A 17,014-nucleotide genomic window follows, 5' to 3' on the forward strand; every position below is an offset into this window, starting at 1 on the left:
GCATGACAATTATCGGAATCGACTTAGGAACAACGAACTCAGCAATGGCGTATTTAAAGGACGGTAAGCCAGAAATTATTCCAAATAAAGACGGTCACCGTACGACGCCATCGATCTTTAGTATTAACCCACAAGGCGAAATTCAAATAGGGCAAATTGCGAAAAATGCATATGCAGGCTTACCGAACGAAACGGTGCTTGAAGTAAAGCGTTTAATGGGGAAGGACGAGGTCGTACAAATTGGTGACCGCACGTTTAAGCCGGAAGAAATTTCATCGTTTTACTTAAAATATTTAAAGGAATCTGCAGAAATTGCGCTTGGCACAGAGGTGACAGAAGCGGTCATTACGGTGCCGGCGTATTTCTCCGATGCACAGCGTAAGGCGACACAAGTAGCAGGACGCTTAGCTGGCTTAAACGTAGAGCGCATCATTAACGAGCCGACAGCAGCGGCGATTGCGTTTGGCATTGAAAACATGAGCAGCGAGGCGAACATTTTAGTGTACGACCTTGGCGGCGGTACGTTTGACGTATCGATTGCAGAAATGTTTGGCGGCGTCGTGCAAATTAAGGCGAGTACAGGTGATAACACACTTGGCGGCATGGACTTTGACGAGCGCTTAGTGCAATGGTTAAACAAGCAGGTGAAGCGTAAAAATAACGTCGACTTATTAAACGACGGCTCACCAGAAGAGCAGCTGCAAAAGTATGCGCGCATTAAAACGGAAGCGGAACAAGTAAAGATCGCGCTATCGTCAAATAAAACGGCGCAGTTTAACTTACCATTTTTAACGATGCACGAAGGAATGCCGATTTCGGTGATGGAAGAAATTACGCGCGAGGAGTTTGACGACATTACACGCGATTTAGTAGAAAATACGCTGAAGCATGTAGACCGTGCGCTAGAGGAAGCAAAATTAACAATCGGTGACATTGGTGAAGTCATTTTAATCGGTGGCTCAACGCGCATTCCTGCCATTCAAGCGTGCGTCGAGGCGAAGTTTAACAAATCAGCGCGTAAAGACATTAACCCAGACGAAGCGGTGGCACTTGGCGCGGCAGTACAAGCGGCGATTAAAACAGGTGAAATTAGCCAAGCGGACGGTTTAATGGTCATTGACGTTTGTCCGTACTCAATCGGCACAGACGTAACACGCATCGTTAACGGTGAGAAGGTGCGCGGCTGCTTCGATGAAATTTTAGCGGCGAACACACCAATTCCAACGAAAAACACGAAAATTTACCGCACCGTGCGCGACAACCAATCGTTTGTGACAATCGGTGTGTATCAGCACGATGGTGTCGGCGATTTCGTACAAGACGAGCTGCGCGTATCGAAGGAAGACATTATTTTAGACGGCGTGCCAGCAGGTCCACAAGGTTCACAAGCCATTAGCGTCACGTTTGAATACGACATTAACGGCATTTTAAACGTATCTGCTGAAATTATGAGCACAGGCAAGCGCATTACATCAGCGATTGATACACAAACAGGCGTAATGTCAGAGGCAGAAATTAAAGAATCGACGCGCCGCCTAGAAGAAGCGTGGAAAACATCGGCATTATACAATGACGTGAAGCCGACGATGACGCGAGCAGAGCGTGTATTAGCGGACTTAACAGTGGAAGCGGCAACGCGTGTGGAAGGCATTTTAGCAAACTTACGTCAAGCGTTACAGCAAAATAACGAGCAAGAAGTATGTCGATATGAAAGTGAACTAGCTGACTTATTAATTGAACTAGTGTAGGTGTCACACATGAAACGATACGAACAAGCCGTTGCACTCATTCAGCAAGAGCACTATAGCGAGGCGTATGAGCTACTAAAAGCGTTGCTACATGACGGCTATCAGCACGACGACATGAAATGGGCAATTGGCTTAACGAGTATTTTTTTAGGCAATCCATTCCAAGCAATTACGTATTGGCAGCAGCTACAACAGCCAGAACGCTTTCACGCCGCTGAAAAAATCGAGCAAGTGAAGCGCGTGCTACCGAAATATGAGCAGCTGTACACAAGCTATAATGAAGCACTCGATTTACTGCAAGCTGGCAACGAACAAGAAGCATGGGCGAAGTTTAAGCAGCTCATGGTGTTTGACGATGCCATTCCACTTGAGGTGTATGAAGGCTACGTGCAATGTGCGCTTCTTGTCAATGCAAAGACACAGCTCAATAGCACGTTGGCAAGCGCACCACGTTACGTACAGCAGCATGCCGCAATCAAAAAAATGCAGCAGTTCGCCGCGTACGAGGAAAAGCAGCAGATGAAGCAGCTTCAGCAATCACAGCAAGCGGTGCGCAAAAAGCAGCGTGGATTGGTGACGACAACAGCTAGCTTAGCGGTTGTCAGTGCAGCGCTTCTGTTGTTAGCGGTGCTGCCAGATGCGAGCAAACCGACCGTTAGTGAAGCAGAACCGAAGCCAATTGTCGAAGCGAAGGAGTTAGTAATTGCACAAACAGAGGCGCAAGCAGCGGAGCTTACACGCCTTCAGCAGCAAATCGAACAGCTTGAGCAAAAGCAGCAGCAAATGGAAGAGGAGCGCACGATTTTAGCGCAAGTGGGCATGCCGGTTGAGGCGTTAATGGACGATGCGCGCCTTCAGCAATACGAGCGCGGCTACGAGGCATATCGTCAAGGCGACTTCGAGCACGCAATCACATCGCTTGAGACGAGTATTACGCAGCAGCCAGATGCGTATTACGTAGACGATGCGTTATACTTTCTAATTCAAGCAAAGCGCAAGCTAGACACATCAGACGTTCATACACTATATGAGCAGTTTTTACAAAGCGACTCGACGCACGTGATGACATCACCGTATTACGATGACGTTATGCTGCAATACGCCGCGCTGCATGTGAAAAACGGTGAAACAGCTGAGGCGAAAACGTGGCTGACGAACATTACCGCCAATTATGACGGGGAATGGACGGCAGACGAGGCGAAGCGTATGCTTACAGAGTTGTAAACAGAATCGAAAAAATCGGACACGCTTTTGTAGGCGCGTCCGATTTTTTTATTAATTTTTTAGGTCTGTTGATACGCCATTTTTATACATAGAAAGCCATGATTTTTAGCACCCAAGCTGAAATAAATGCTGTATATTCGTGGCATGGAGCGTACGGCGAGACTCTTTGGGGAAAAGCTCGTGACTCATGATTCAACATCGTGTTTGCCGCCGATCCCCAGGAAAGCGAGCCGCAATACACTCCTTCAATTAACTGGCTAATCAACACGCTTGTTAGTTTTTATGTTATTTAATCGTAAACTGCTTTTTCGTAAATTGCTCAAGTGCAACGTTTGATGATGATTTTACATCTTTTACCCAAAGTGTGTACGTTTCACCAGGTGTATACGGTGTAACCGGCATGAGCTGCACGCTTTTGCTGTTCGTTTGCGCGACGTAATAAAGCATTGGCACAATTTCACCTTTTGCATTCGTCACGTACATCGTTTGCTGTTTGATCGTTTGGACGTTGACGTTTGTGTTGAACGTAACAGTCCATACTTTATCCGGTGCGATATCAGTCTCTTTTGGCTGCTCGACGTAGTTGCGGACGATGATTTTTTGTGTCGCGCTGAAGTTGTTGTACGTTGCTGTAATTGTCGCCTCGCCAGCGCTTACACCTTGTAGCTTGCCAGCGATAAATGTTGCGACGTTCGAGTTCGATGACGACCATTTCACATCGGTATTGTTTAACGGTTGTTGTAAGCCGTCGCTAAAAACGTGCGATGCTTGTAACGTTTGTACGTCATCAATACCGATGATCGTTTGCTCGGGTGTGATCGCAATGCCTGCTAATTGACGTTTTGGCAATTGCTCAGCGTTATAAAGCGTGTTTCCTGTAAATAAACGTCGATTATCCGTTGTCATAATTAATAAGTTCGTATTTTGCGTACTCATTTCGGCAACGGCTGTTTGAGTTGCTAGCTCGAAAATAATCGTTTTGTAGTTGTAACGGTCATTAGACGGCGCGCCTTTTAGCAGTAAATATTGATTGTCTGGGCTAACGGCGAAGTTATAAATATCGTAAAAGTCATATTTAAATTTCCCGCTATGCAGAGGCGTTTCTTTATACTGCTCTTCTACATTTAATGTCGCAATTGTGATTGGAGCATCCCCGGCATATTTAGGGCGGTACACGCGATAAAGCGTTTTGAAATCTGGGCTATATTGCACATAAACATTTGCAAAGTCTGCTAGCTGACCGTCGTATGTAATCGTGCGAACATAGTCGCCTGTTGACGCTTGGCGAATGATAATTTCCCCATTTTCAAAGCTAATGGCAATTTCGTCGGTTTTAGCGTTGTATGCGAAATTGCTCGCACGATTCGTTAAGCTAAACGAATCTTTCATTGTGCCATCTTTGTTGAAAATGATGAGATGGTTCGGTTTTAATACATAAATGAAATCCCCATTTTGGCTGTATGTGGCGTTTAACACACTGCTCGTATCTAACGTTGGCACTTCGAAATCTTGTGTAGCAGAGGCAACATCTACTTGCACGATGCGATGGTAAGCACTAATTAATAGTTTTTCCCCATTTTCGCTAAACATCATATTTTGAATACTATCAGTTGCCGCCTTAAATTCTTGAAGAAGGCTAAGCGAAGATGTATTCCATAACAGCACATTACGCGAATTGCTTGTTGCTAAATATTTTCCATTTGGGCTAAATGCGGCTGAGCTTGCGGAACTACTACCTGCATTTCCAATCGTCGGCAATTTGTATAAACTACTATCAGCTTGTACAGTTTGGAACGTTGGGGCAAATGTGCTGACAATGAAAATAATTGCTACTAAAACTTTCATGAATCGTTTCATTTGAAATCCTCCTTAAAACAAAATATAAATATACACTTTCCGATCATGGCGAGCCATGCTTTCTTATTATATACAATAAATTGGATCGTGTTAATGCTATGTATAAATTCGGGTTGTTGACCAAAATAGGTTGTTGATCGTTCTTTCATTACGGCGGACGCTTTTGGCGGGCACGACCTCAACTAATTTTTGTCGAGTGAGATCGCCAAAAAGCTTGCCTCGATGTGAAAGCCTGACTAATAAAACATTAAAATACATTTACGGTCTATACAGTATGAAAAGTTATCAGGTCTGTTGATTAGCTACTTGTATACAGCTGAATCGGTTGTTTTCAGCAGCAAAAATGAGATGAAGGCAGTATTGTAGTGGCATGGAGCGTGCGGCGAGACTCCTTGGGGAACAGCTCGTGCCTCAAGACCCCGTAAGCCGCGACGCAGGAGCGGTGCGGAGGCTTGAGGAAGGCGATTAGCGCACGTCCATGTGGCATCGCCTTCATGACCAACATCGTGTTCGCCGCCCAGCCCCAGGAAAGCGAGCCGCACTACGCGAAATGCCAGTTGAATGGCTAATCAACACGCTTGAAAAGTTATGCCACATTCGCTAAATGCCTTCAAGTGAGACAACAAGCAAATACGCATTAACAAAATACAAGCCAAAAGACCTTGTTTTGAAAATAGAGAACAATCTAAAGTTACAGTGCACGTTGAATCATGTATAATGACTATACGTTGTGATGAATAAATATTTTTCACTTCCATTCATGACAAATTTGTAGTATTTTACATAGTGCAATTACGTTATGTGCGTAATGAGGTGTGCTTTTGTAACTTTGTTCGATATAATATAGATACATAAAAATGTTGGAGGAACTGTATGAAGAACGCTTTTTTTATAACGGGGTTGGCAGCGTTATGCATATTGACAGCTTGCCAAGGTGAGGAAGTGAACGTAAAGGAGCAGCAAGCGATAAAGTTAAATGCAGGTGATGTTCCAGCACGTTATACGATTTATCAGGAGAAATATGAGGAAGCGCTTGCACATGTCGTCATGTTAGAGCGTGAATTACAAAGCGATGAAATTGAGGAGCTAAAGGCGCATTATGGACAGCGCGTGACGATTTGGAAAGATTATATGAATGAGCTGTTAGGTGAGTTGAAAATTAGTACGTCTGAGGAGCAATGGGCGCAAATTTTTGCACAGCAGGAACGTTGGTATCCACAAATGGAAACGGTTTCGAATGAAGCGGCAGCGAATGCACGTTCTAATATGGAGATTATAGCGTACTTAGAAAAAAAGGAAGATGCGATGCAAATTCGAGCGCGTTATTTGCTTGATGAATACTATTTCAAACGACAGCTTCCATAAGCAAATGAGTAGCTATTTTGTACTGCTGTTAGTATACTTGTCGCAGTACATGAAGATTTTGGAGGGAATATATTGAGTATTTATCACTATGTAGTAAAAAAACCGACTGGTGAAGAAACAACATTGGAGGCGTATCGTAATGATGTGCTGTTAATTGTAAATACAGCAAGCCAATGTCAATTTACATATCAATACGAAGATTTGCAAAAGCTGTATGCAAAATATGCGGCACAACGTTTTACAGTTTTATCGTTTCCTTCGAATGAATTTGGAGAGCAAAATCCTGAAGATAGCGTGGCGACAGCGAGCCAATGTATGCTACAGTATGGCGTAGAATACCCAGTATTTGAAAAAATTTGCGTGAATGGATCAAACGCACATCCGTTGTATCAGCATTTAAAGCAGGCAGTTGCATATGAGCCATTGCCGCGCAACACGATGCAAGAAAAGATGTTGTACAATTCGATTCAAGAGCATTACCCAGACAATTTATTAGGTAACAATATTCGCTGGAATTTCACGAAGTTTTTAGTAGATCGTGCAGGCAATGTCGTCAAGCGTTTTGAGCCGAATACATCAATGTTAGACGTAGAAGCAGCGATTGCGGAGCTACTATAGTTACATAAGCAGTGAAAGAAGGTGGAGAGACTTCTTTTGCTGCTTATTTTTTGTCGTGATGGAAGCATTTTTTGCGTATAATGAAATGGAGGAGATGATAATATGAAAAAATGGATGAAGGCAATCGCATTAACGAGCTGTGCGATGGCGCTCGTTGCATGCAGTAGCGAAGAAGAAACGACAGAGACGGTAGAACATTATTCAAAAGACGTAACGGAAAATCCAATCGTGACGATTACGATGGAAAACGACGAGCAAATTGTCGTTGAGCTAGAGCCAAAAATTGCACCGAACACAGTTGCTAATTTCGTATCGCTTATTGAGGACGATTTTTATGACGGCACGACGTTTCACCGCGTCATTCCAGACTTTATGATTCAAGGTGGCGACCCAGAAGGTACAGGTATGGGCGGTCCAGATTATACGATTGACGGGGAGTTTACAAATAACGGCTTTGACAACACGTTAAAGCATGAGCGCGGTGTCATTTCGATGGCGCGCTCACAGGACCCTGATTCGGCAGGCTCGCAGTTTTTCATTATGGTAGCGGATGCGGAAAGCTTAGATGATGAGTATGCAAGCTTCGGCCGCGTAATTGAAGGGATGGACGTTGTCGATGCGATCGTAAACGTTGAGCGTGATAGTAGCGATAAGCCGCTTGAAGCACAAGTAATGAAAGATGTTGAAGTCGATACGAAAGGCTTTGACTATCCAGCACCAGAAACGAACAAGTAACATCATGATGTAATGAATGAAAGCGTGAGGAATGACAATCACTTGTCATCTTCGCGCTTTTTTCATTTGTGTGAAGCTGTTCCTTTCAATGTAGTAAGTTATCGCGATATATTGAATGGATATTATATATCGCTTATTTTTTGGACGAAATATAGGGAATGAAACGAAATATTAAAGTTTTTATACATTAAATTAGTTCTTTTTGCTTTGTTTTATTAGGATTAATACCCGTATAATAATGTTTGTTGTATAATCTTATTGGGTAAAAAGAATTATTGTTAAGGAGGGAATTTCATATGAAAAAAGGAATTGTTTTTAAGTTATCAGCGATTATTATTTGTTCGTTTTTATTATTCTTTGCAATTAACGCGGCGATGACATTATGGGTTGTACGTGGCGATTCAACTGAAAAAATGGAAGAGCTAGCGCAATCGAATACGCGTGAAATGGCAAAGGAAATTGAAATAACGTTAGAGCAAACATTAAGCTATTTAGAAACTGAAAGACGCAACATTTTAACATTATATGAAGCGGGACAATTAACAGGCGATGCGATTTTAAACATGCGCTATGCGAATTTACTTGCGAACGATAAATTAATCGGTTCATCCACTGTGCTAAGTCCAGGTGTTGTTGACATTACGTCAGATCGTGCACAAGCGTTCGTCAATGAGGAAGGCTATTTCCTACCGTACATTTATTATAGCGACGGTGAATTAATTGTTGAACCGGTGTTAGAGTTTAAAGGGCAAGATTGGTATGAGTTACCGATTGCAGAGAAGCGCGAAATTTTAACGGATCCGTATGAGTATGATACAGGCAGTGAAGTACTGCAAATGGTTACGCTTAGTGTGCCAATTATTACAGACGATGGCAAGGTGCTCGGTGGAATGTTCACAGACTTTCCATTAGACTTCGTTGGTGAAGTATTAGCAGCTTACAGTCAAGACGGAAGCAGCCAGCGTGCATTAACAGCGAGTGGCTACATTATGAGCACATACAATAAAGAAGAAGAAGTCGGTAAAAATTTATTCGAGCTTTATCCACATACAGCAGAAATTAATGAAGCGATACAAAACGGGGAAGATTTGTCAAGCTATTCCAATGCGACGAGCCAGCGTGTATTAACGACATACATTCCGATTCAAGTTGGAGACATTGAAGAAAATTGGTTTGTTGAATCGGTCGTACCAGAAAGCTATATTTTAGGAACGTATAACAGCTTATTCATTCAATCCATCATATCAGCAATTGCGATTTCGTTATTGCTAGCGGCCATTGTCATTTTCGTGCTACGCAAATATTTAGCGCCATTATCGCATATGCAATCAGCGTTAATGAAAGCAGCAGGTGGCGATTTAACGGTCGGAATTGATGACAAAGAATTTTCACAAGACGAAATCGGCAGCGTGGCGACGTCGTATAACGATATGCGTCAACGAATGTCACACGTAATTCAAGACGTAAAGGATGCATCTGAGCAAGTTAACAAAAACGCAAGCTCGATGCACAATGCGATGAACGACGTGTCACAGCTTACAAACACTGTATCAAGCGCGGTGTTGGAAATTTCACAAGGTGTGCAAGCGCAAACGGAAAATATTGAAATGGCCAATCATCGCATGGTCGGCTTAGGTGAGTTAATTGACGACGTATCGCGCGTGTCAGCAGAAATGACGCATCATATTCAAGCATCGACAGAGCAAGCGGCAAAAGGTATGAGTGAAGTGAGCCAATTAAAGGAGCATAACGAGTTAACGAACGAGGTCAATGATGAGCTAAACGTTCAAATGAGCGAGCTCGTAACGCAAATTGATAGCATTAATACGATTATGAAAACGATTCAAGATATTGCGGCACAGACGAATTTACTTGCGCTAAATGCGGCGATTGAAGCAGCACGTGCAGGGGAAGCGGGGAAAGGATTTGCGGTCGTAGCTGACGAAGTACGTAAGCTTGCCGAGCAGTCACATCGAGAAACGGAAAACGTACAGCAAACAGTGCAGCACATTTTGCAAGCATCGGCACAAACGCAGCAAGTAGTCGCAAAAAGCGCCGATATTATGGTGTCACAAACAGAATCGGTCGTGCAAACAGAGCGTGCGTTTGAGCAACAGCTACATTTCGGTGAGACGTTAGCACGAGAAATCGAGCAATTGATCGAAAAGCTAAGCACGATGGTGACAGAAAAAGAGCAAGTGTTAAGCGATATGGAAAGCATTTCAGCCATTTCAGAGCAATCTGCCGCAACTGCAGAAGAAGTAGCCGCTTCTGCAAACGAGCAGCGCGATGAAATTGATCACGTGAAGCAAATGGTAGGCGAGTTGCATCAAGTAGCAGATGAGCTGCGTAAGCAAACAGAGAAGTTTTACGTTTAATGTTGTGGATGCGTCCTTTTTAAATAGTGATTTAGTAACTAAGCTGAAATGAACGCTGTATATGAGTGGCAGGAAGTGCGCGGCGAGACTACTAGTGGAGAAGCTCATGACAAACGTTTCGCTACCGAGCTTAAGGACATTGATCTACCTCGAGTAATCGCAAGCCGCAATATGCTAGTTAATCAACATGTTTAATGTTTCATAAAAGGCTGTGTCGTCGTTTAAAGACAATGACACAGCCTTTTTTTACGTTGTAAGCACATATTTTGCATATAGCGCAAAAATTTATTAAATTGAGTAAAGAAGGAGGAATTAACATGACATTATTTCAACCATTCACGTTGCCAAACGGAGTGAGTTTACGCAATCGCTTCGTTATGGCACCGATGACTACATATGCAGGGCTTGACAACGGCGACGTATCGAACGAGGAGCTTACGTATTACCGCGAGCGCGCAAACGGGGTTGGCATGCTCATTACCGCATGCGCGCACGTAGCCGCAAACGGACAAGCGTTTCCTGGGCAAATTGCCGCACATGACGATGCATTCATTCCGAGTTTACGCCGCATCGCACAGACGATTCAACAAGGCGGGGCAAAGGCGGTGCTACAAATTCATCACGGCGGACGCCAGGCGAGAAAAGCGCTCGTGCCAAACGAGGATATCGTCAGCGCTTCAGCTGTTGTCGGCAGTCACGGAGAGCTTGCACGCGAGGCGACGACAGCTGAAGTTGATGCGCTTGTTGATGCGTATGCACAAGCAACTCGCCGCGCCATCACAGCGGGCTTTGATGGCGTCGAAATTCACGGGGCAAACACGTACCTCATTCAGCAATTTTTCTCAGGCTTTACGAATAAGCGCACCGACAAATACGGTGGCACGCTTGAGAAACGATTAACGTTCCCGCTCGCCGTGGCAGAAGCGGTGCTCAATATGAAAAAGGCGCACGCAAGCGAAGATTTTATTATCGGTTACCGCTTCAGCCCAGAGGAAGCAGAAGATGACGGCATTACGATGGATGACACAGCGGTATTGCTTGCACGCTTGCAGCAGCTACCGCTTGATTACATGCACATTTCCCTTGGCGATTACCGTTCGACGACGCATCGCTACGTAAAAGGCGAGGTGAACCGCATTCGTGAAGTGCGTGCGTTGTTGCGTGATGATTTACCGATAATCGGTGTCGGCTCGATTTATGAGGCGCATGACGCAGAGGAAGCACATGCGCTCGGAGCAGATTTCGTCGCACTTGGGCGCGCATTGTTAATCGAGCCGCAATGGGTAGAGAAAGTCAAAGCAGGCGAAGGGGTCGCAACAACGATGGATGCAAGCAACCCGCAAGCGATTCCGCCGAAAATGTTTGACATGCTGCGTTCGCATGCAGGGTGGATTCCAGGGCTATAATGATTATGAAAAGGCGAATGGACGAGTTATGTTCATTCGTCGTTTTCATGTTGCATGATCTCATCATTAGGTTCATCACCGCAAGCTTGGGTTGACGAATACAGGTTGCTTTAGCCGAGCTTTGGGAACGCGAGCGACTGCCCATGTATTGGCGAATGAACACGCTTAGATGAAAAGCTAATTATTGACGAACGAACGGATGCACTATGCTATAATAGAAAAATATAGACAAAGGGGGTTGTTTTCATGACAATTGCAACAGAAATCGCACAAAATATATACGTAGTGGACGCACTTGACGGCGGTATTGTCGAGCGCACAGGTATTTACATCGTGAAGCGCGCCAAAATCGCCATTATTGACACGTGCACGAGCAAGGCAGTACCGCGCATTTTAGAGGCGCTCGACGAATTAAACATTGCGCGTGAGGCGGTTGATTATTTAATCGTGACGCACGTGCATTTAGACCATGCAGGCGGAGCAGGGTTACTGTTACAATCGCTGCCGAATGCGACATTTTACGTGCATCCTAAAGGGGCGCGCCATTTAATTGATCCATCTCGCTTAATCGACAGTGCGCGCTCAGTGTACGGCGAGCAGTTTAACGACTTGTTTGACCCGATTGTGCCCATTCCACAGGAGCGCGTCGTATTAGCGGAGCATGATAGCCGCATTTCGATGGGTGATGCAGATTTCGTGTTTTATGACACACCAGGGCATGCGCGTCACCACATTTCGATTTATGATGAGGCGACAAATAGCATGTTCGTTGGCGATACGACTGGCGTAAACTTCCCGGTGTTAACGAAGGCTGGCTATGATATCGTGTTGCCGTCAACTTCACCGAACCAATACAATCCAGACGAAATGGAAGCGTCGATTGCGTTTTATGAAAGCTTAGCGCTTGATCGCATTTTCCTCGGGCATTATAGCAAAGTCGAGCCACCGACGCATGCGTATGAGCAAGTGCGCTACTGGACGCCGATTTTCCTACAGCGTACCGAGCAAGCGATTGCCGAAGCACCGGACGCACCAGTGGATCGTTTAACGGAGCTACTGTTTGCGGACATTGCTGAGCATGCTGCGCAAAACGGTTATACAGGGGAGCTGAAGCAACACATTGCAAGCGACGTCATCGTATCATCGCAAGGGCTTGTGCATTATTTCGCAACACGAGGTGACCGATGAGCAAACGACTATTAATGAGCATGACCGTCGCTTCTTCGTTACTGCTTGTAGCATGTCAAGACGATGCACCAGTAGAGGAAACGACGGAAGTAGCGGTGGAGCAAGAGCAGGCGAAAGAAACGACGACCGACGTAATAGAGCAAGTGGAAGAGACGACAACGCAAGTATCGGTAGAGGAAGCGGCGGAAGAAGATGCGAAAATTAACGTCGTGCCACCGACTGAGCCTGCAGCACAAGTAGAGGAGCCTGTTTCACAAACGACGACTTCGTTATTTACACAGTACGAGCAAAAGTTAAGTGCGACGGCAGCGAGTGCTGAACGTGTATACGACAACGCGATGACGACGATTGAAATGGAAGAAGCGGCGCAGCAAGCATTTTCGTTGTGGGACGCGCTCTTAAACGAAATGTACGGCGTGTTAAAGAACGAACTATCGGCGGCGGATTTTGAAGAGTTGCGTGCCGACCAACGCGAATGGATTGCTGAGCGTGACGACTACGCGACGTATCAGGCGACCGAGCAAGCAAACGGTGGCAGCGCGTACACGATGCTCTACATTGATGCGCAGGCCCAATATACAGCGCAGCGTTGTTCAGATTTTTTATACGACTTCATGGTCAGTTTATAATCAAAAGCACGAACGGAGGCAATGAAGCTTCTGTTCGTGCTTTTGTTTGTATTAAATCAGGTCTGTTGATTCGCCACTTTTATACAGCTGAATTGGTTGTTTTCAGCAGCAAAACTGACATGAATGCAGCATTGTAGTGGCATGGAGCGTGCGGCGAGACTCCTTGGGGAACAGCTCGTGTCTCAAGACCCCGTAAGCCGCGACGCAGGAGCGGTGCGGAGGCTTGAGGAGCCACGTCCATGTGGCATCACCTTCATGACCAACATCGTGTTCGCCGCCGAGCCCCAGGACTTTTGCGACGAGTAACCGCAGGAGCACCGCGAGCCGCACGACGTTCACTGCCTATTTGCTGTCTAATCAACATGCTTCGTATTAAATATCAATTTTCAACGTTTCGCCAGGTCCCATCGGTAAGCCGAGTAGTAACCATACAGCGAATAAAATAATCCACATCATCGCAAAGAATAGCGAATACGGAATGAGTGCTGAAATTAACGTACCCATTTTAATATTTTTATCATACTTTTTCGCAAATGCTAGCAACATCGCGAAGTAAGCAAGAAGCGGTGTAATCGGGTTCGTGATCGAGTCACCAACGCGGTACGCCATTTGTGTAACAGCTGGTGAGTAGCCTAAATACATAAACATCGGTACGAAAATTGGCGCAAGCAACACCCATTTCGCCGATGCAGATGCCATTAGTAAGTTCACAAGTGCAACGATAAAGATAAAGCCGATAAACATTGGCACACCCGTGAAGTTCATCGCTTGTAATGCTTCTGCCCCTTTAATCGCTAAAATTGTGCCGATATTACTCCAGCTAAAGAATGCGATCATCTGTGCTGCAACGAACGCTAATACGATAAATGATGATAAGTCGCTCATCGCTTTAAACATCATGCCAGCAACGTCACGGTCTGATTTAATCGTACCGACAACGACACCGTACACAATGCCAGGAATTAAAAATAAGAATAACATAATTGGCACGATGCCTGACATGAATGGCGATTGTAAAAATGCGCCATTTTCACCGCGTAATAAGCCGTCTGCCGGTAAAACCATACATAAAATAAGTCCGATATATACAAGCGCTGAGCCGATTGCTGCCCACATCGCTTTATTTTCCTGTGGCGTTACTTTTTCAAGCACTTCCACTTGCCCTTCGTATTTGCCAAAGCGTGGTTCGACAATTTTCACCGTTACCCACGTTGCAACGAACACTAAAAATACAGTCGACACAGCCATGAAGTAATAGTTCATCGTCGCTGCCCCAACGAAGTCAGCGTTTACAAGCTTCGCGGATTCTTCTGTAATGCCGGCGAGTAATACGTCTAAAGAAGTAATTAAAATGTTTGCGCTGAAACCACCTGCAATTGCCGCATACGCCGCAACCATGCCGACAATTGGGTGACGTCCGATGCTTAAGAAAATCATTGCCGCAATCGGTGGTAAAATGATGTACGCCGCATCTGTTGCGACACTACCGAAAATAGCTGTGAAAATGAGTACTGGCACGATTAATTTTTTCGGTGCACTTAATACCGTTTTCTTCATCACCGTCGTAATTAAACCACTATGCTCGGCAACCCCAATCCCGATCATCGCCACAATAACGATGCCAAGCGGCGCAAAGCTTGTGAAGTTCGTTACCATACCGGTTAAAATTTGATGCAGCCCTTCACGCGATAGTAAGTTAACAACTTCTAGCTGCTCGCCGTTTGATGGGCTAATCGCTGTAATGCCGATTTTATGTAACACCCATGATGCCGCTAATACAAGTACTGCGAGCATCGCAAAAATTGTAATCGGGTCTGGCAATTTGTTTCCGGCTACTTCAATGCCGTTTAAAAATCGGTCAATCAACGTTTTTTTCTGTTTCTTTTCCATAAAATAACCTCCTCTTAAAGTTCAAAATTATAAGGAGAAATAAAGTGAAATCGAAAATAAAGATTTTTGGTAATATTTAGAATCATTCGCTTTTTCTAGATTGGAACGAGGCGTACGTTATGGCGAGAACGTGAAGTAGTCATTTTCATCGAATACACGTCTTTTTTCGTGCATAAACCGAGATATTCATTATTTTTCATTTTGTGTACATGACAGAAAGATTTGTCGAAAATGTGACAAATAAAAAAATCGAAGCAGCGTGTGCTCCGATTCCTGTTTATGGTGATGAAAGATGTGGCTCCTGCGACACGACCGATTCCTTTTTCGGCACGTAGTTCGCAACGAGCATACCGGCGAAAATAAATGCCGCGCCGACTAATTCCTGCGTCGTCATCACTTCCTGTAAAAATAAAAAACCAAGCAGTGCCGCAAAAATCGGCTCGAGCGATAAAATGAAGCCAGTATGCACCGCGCTCGTATATTTTTGCACAGCTGATTGCACGACGACCGCAAATGCTGAGCAGACGATCGCAAGCATAAAGAGCGACGTCCAGCCGAGTGTCGATTGCGGCAATGTCGGCGTTTCAAAAAATGGCATACAAACGAAAGCGAACGCGCTACCGAACCCGAGCTGATAGACGCCGAGCGCGATGCCGTCAAGCTGTTTGCGCACGTAGTAGTTGTTTAGCACAATATGCACCGCGTACAGCAGCGCCGTTACTAAACAAAGCACCATGCCAAACTCGAGCGTCATCGTCCCTTTAATCGAAAAGAGCGAAATGCCGATGAGCGTTATGCCAAGACCGATTGCGACTTGACGACTCGGCAGCTTGCGCGTAATGAGCATCATAAGAAGCGGCACGAATACGACTGTCGTTGAAATTAAAAAGCTCGCCGTCGAAGCAGCTGTCACTTGTAGCGCATAGCCAAACACGGCGGACACGGCACAAAGCAATATGCCGAGCGTCGCGCTAGCTAAAAGCATTTGACGAGACGGCTGTTTAATTTTTGAATAACATAAAGCGTACATGACGACAAAAGCAATACAAAATCGAATAGCGACTAAATTAAATGGCTGTAGCTCAGCGACTGCAAACTTCGTAAATAAATACGAAGCGCCCCATCCGAACGTGACGAGGACAAGCAGCACATTCGCTCGTTGTTGAGTCATGATGTTCCTCCTGTACAATAAAAAACTTCCCTTATCATAGCAAGAAACATGCTACAAAAAAAGTGACTATTTTTTGAACATTTATGTAGCAATGTATTAAAACATTTGTGTCATGAAAACGACGGCACGAGGAGCTACAACTGCCCCTTATGCCGCCGTTAATAAATGAAATGCTCGTCTTATGCTTGATGCTTTTCGCATGAGCTGAAAGCACGTTGTCTGACACGATCTATAATACGGGAACAGCTCGTCCATCGTCTACAACAGCAGTAGCGTAAACAATTTATCGCAATCGTTTTCAAAACGTTTCAAGTTGCAACAGATGAAAATGTAGAATATTTGCATAAACGAAAAACGGTAGCGAACATGCCTCGCTACCGTTTCACTCGTTATCATTTCGGGAACGTTTCGCAAACGCGCCCAACTTGCCCATCCGTTAAACGTACTTTAATGCCGTGTGGATGGAAGCTGCTGTTCGTTAATAAATCTTTCACAATGCCGCGCGTGCGCTTGCCGCTTCGCTGATCTTGCTTTAACACAATATCGACTTCAAGCCCTGCAAACACATCGCTGCGATTTTTTCCGTTCATGTTACTCAACTCCTGTTCGTTCAGTAGTATAGCATACATATGTAGTACAGATATATGCCAACGCATGCATTCTCTGAATATAAGCGCTATTACTAACATAAGACAAAAATCCTGATTCAAATCATTATTAATATTCATGTACTCACTAGCGTCGCATAAATGTTAACTGAATTTTAAATTTACTTATTTTTCCACCTGAGAAGAAAAATAAAGAC

13 protein-coding genes are annotated in these 17,014 nt (G+C 44.7%); 9 read left to right on the forward strand and 4 right to left on the reverse strand.

Annotated elements, in window-relative coordinates; genetic code table 11:
• Positions 1 to 2: 2 nt before the first annotated feature.
• Positions 3 to 1,748, forward strand: a complete 1,746-nt coding sequence (locus A6K76_RS07965; RefSeq protein ID WP_066463838.1) for an Hsp70 family protein — start codon at positions 3 to 5, stop codon at positions 1,746 to 1,748.
• A 9-nt stretch (positions 1,749 to 1,757) separates the two neighbouring features.
• Positions 1,758 to 2,972 (forward strand): tetratricopeptide repeat protein, encoded by a 1,215-nt coding sequence (locus A6K76_RS07970; RefSeq protein WP_066463839.1) that lies wholly within the window; start codon positions 1,758 to 1,760, stop codon positions 2,970 to 2,972.
• A gap of 285 nt (positions 2,973 to 3,257) precedes the next feature.
• Here the strand turns inward: A6K76_RS07970 and A6K76_RS07975 are convergent, their stop codons facing one another.
• The gene (locus A6K76_RS07975; RefSeq protein WP_066463844.1) at positions 3,258 to 4,829 is read right to left on the reverse strand and encodes an Ig-like domain-containing protein; all 1,572 of its coding nucleotides are present in this window, start codon (positions 4,827 to 4,829) and stop codon (positions 3,258 to 3,260) included.
• Between the two features lie 873 nt (positions 4,830 to 5,702).
• Here A6K76_RS07975 and A6K76_RS07980 point away from each other — a divergent pair.
• The 7 genes from A6K76_RS07980 to A6K76_RS08010 all read left to right on the forward strand — a co-directional run bounded on the left by A6K76_RS07980 (position 5,703) and on the right by A6K76_RS08010 (position 13,148).
• Positions 5,703 to 6,194 (forward strand): hypothetical protein, encoded by a 492-nt coding sequence (locus A6K76_RS07980; protein ID WP_066463850.1) that lies wholly within the window; start codon positions 5,703 to 5,705, stop codon positions 6,192 to 6,194.
• A gap of 72 nt (positions 6,195 to 6,266) precedes the next feature.
• Complete coding sequence (locus tag A6K76_RS07985; protein WP_066463851.1) at positions 6,267 to 6,812, forward strand: glutathione peroxidase; 546 nt, start codon at positions 6,267 to 6,269, stop codon at positions 6,810 to 6,812.
• Positions 6,813 to 6,914: 102 nt separating this feature from the next.
• Entirely contained in the window at positions 6,915 to 7,547 is a 633-nt protein-coding gene (locus A6K76_RS07990; RefSeq protein WP_066463852.1) for a peptidylprolyl isomerase, read from the forward strand.
• Positions 7,548 to 7,843: 296 nt separating this feature from the next.
• A complete protein-coding gene (locus A6K76_RS07995; protein ID WP_066463853.1) occupies positions 7,844 to 9,925 on the forward strand; it encodes a methyl-accepting chemotaxis protein in 2,082 nt (693 codons plus the stop codon).
• A gap of 317 nt (positions 9,926 to 10,242) precedes the next feature.
• A complete protein-coding gene (locus A6K76_RS08000) occupies positions 10,243 to 11,331 on the forward strand; it encodes an NADH-dependent flavin oxidoreductase (protein WP_066463864.1) in 1,089 nt (362 codons plus the stop codon).
• Positions 11,332 to 11,577: 246 nt separating this feature from the next.
• Entirely contained in the window at positions 11,578 to 12,519 is a 942-nt protein-coding gene (locus tag A6K76_RS08005) for an MBL fold metallo-hydrolase (RefSeq protein ID WP_066463870.1), read from the forward strand.
• The gene (locus tag A6K76_RS08010) at positions 12,516 to 13,148 is read left to right on the forward strand and encodes a lysozyme inhibitor LprI family protein (protein ID WP_066463873.1); all 633 of its coding nucleotides are present in this window, start codon (positions 12,516 to 12,518) and stop codon (positions 13,146 to 13,148) included. Before A6K76_RS08005 ends, A6K76_RS08010 begins: the two co-directional genes overlap by 4 nt.
• Positions 13,149 to 13,520: 372 nt before the next feature.
• Here the strand turns inward: A6K76_RS08010 and A6K76_RS08015 are convergent, their stop codons facing one another.
• The 3 genes from A6K76_RS08015 to A6K76_RS08025 all read right to left on the reverse strand — a co-directional run bounded on the left by A6K76_RS08015 (position 13,521) and on the right by A6K76_RS08025 (position 16,799).
• Complete coding sequence (locus A6K76_RS08015) at positions 13,521 to 15,038, reverse strand: AbgT family transporter (protein WP_066463875.1); 1,518 nt, start codon at positions 15,036 to 15,038, stop codon at positions 13,521 to 13,523.
• A gap of 277 nt (positions 15,039 to 15,315) precedes the next feature.
• A complete protein-coding gene (locus A6K76_RS08020) occupies positions 15,316 to 16,209 on the reverse strand; it encodes a DMT family transporter (RefSeq protein WP_066463876.1) in 894 nt (297 codons plus the stop codon).
• A 392-nt stretch (positions 16,210 to 16,601) separates the two neighbouring features.
• Positions 16,602 to 16,799, reverse strand: a complete 198-nt coding sequence (locus A6K76_RS08025) for a YwbE family protein (RefSeq protein ID WP_066463878.1) — start codon at positions 16,797 to 16,799, stop codon at positions 16,602 to 16,604.
• Positions 16,800 to 17,014 lie beyond the last annotated feature (215 nt).

Source organism: Caryophanon latum, assembly GCF_001700325.1.
GTDB lineage: Bacteria > Bacillota > Bacilli > Bacillales_A > Planococcaceae > Caryophanon > Caryophanon latum.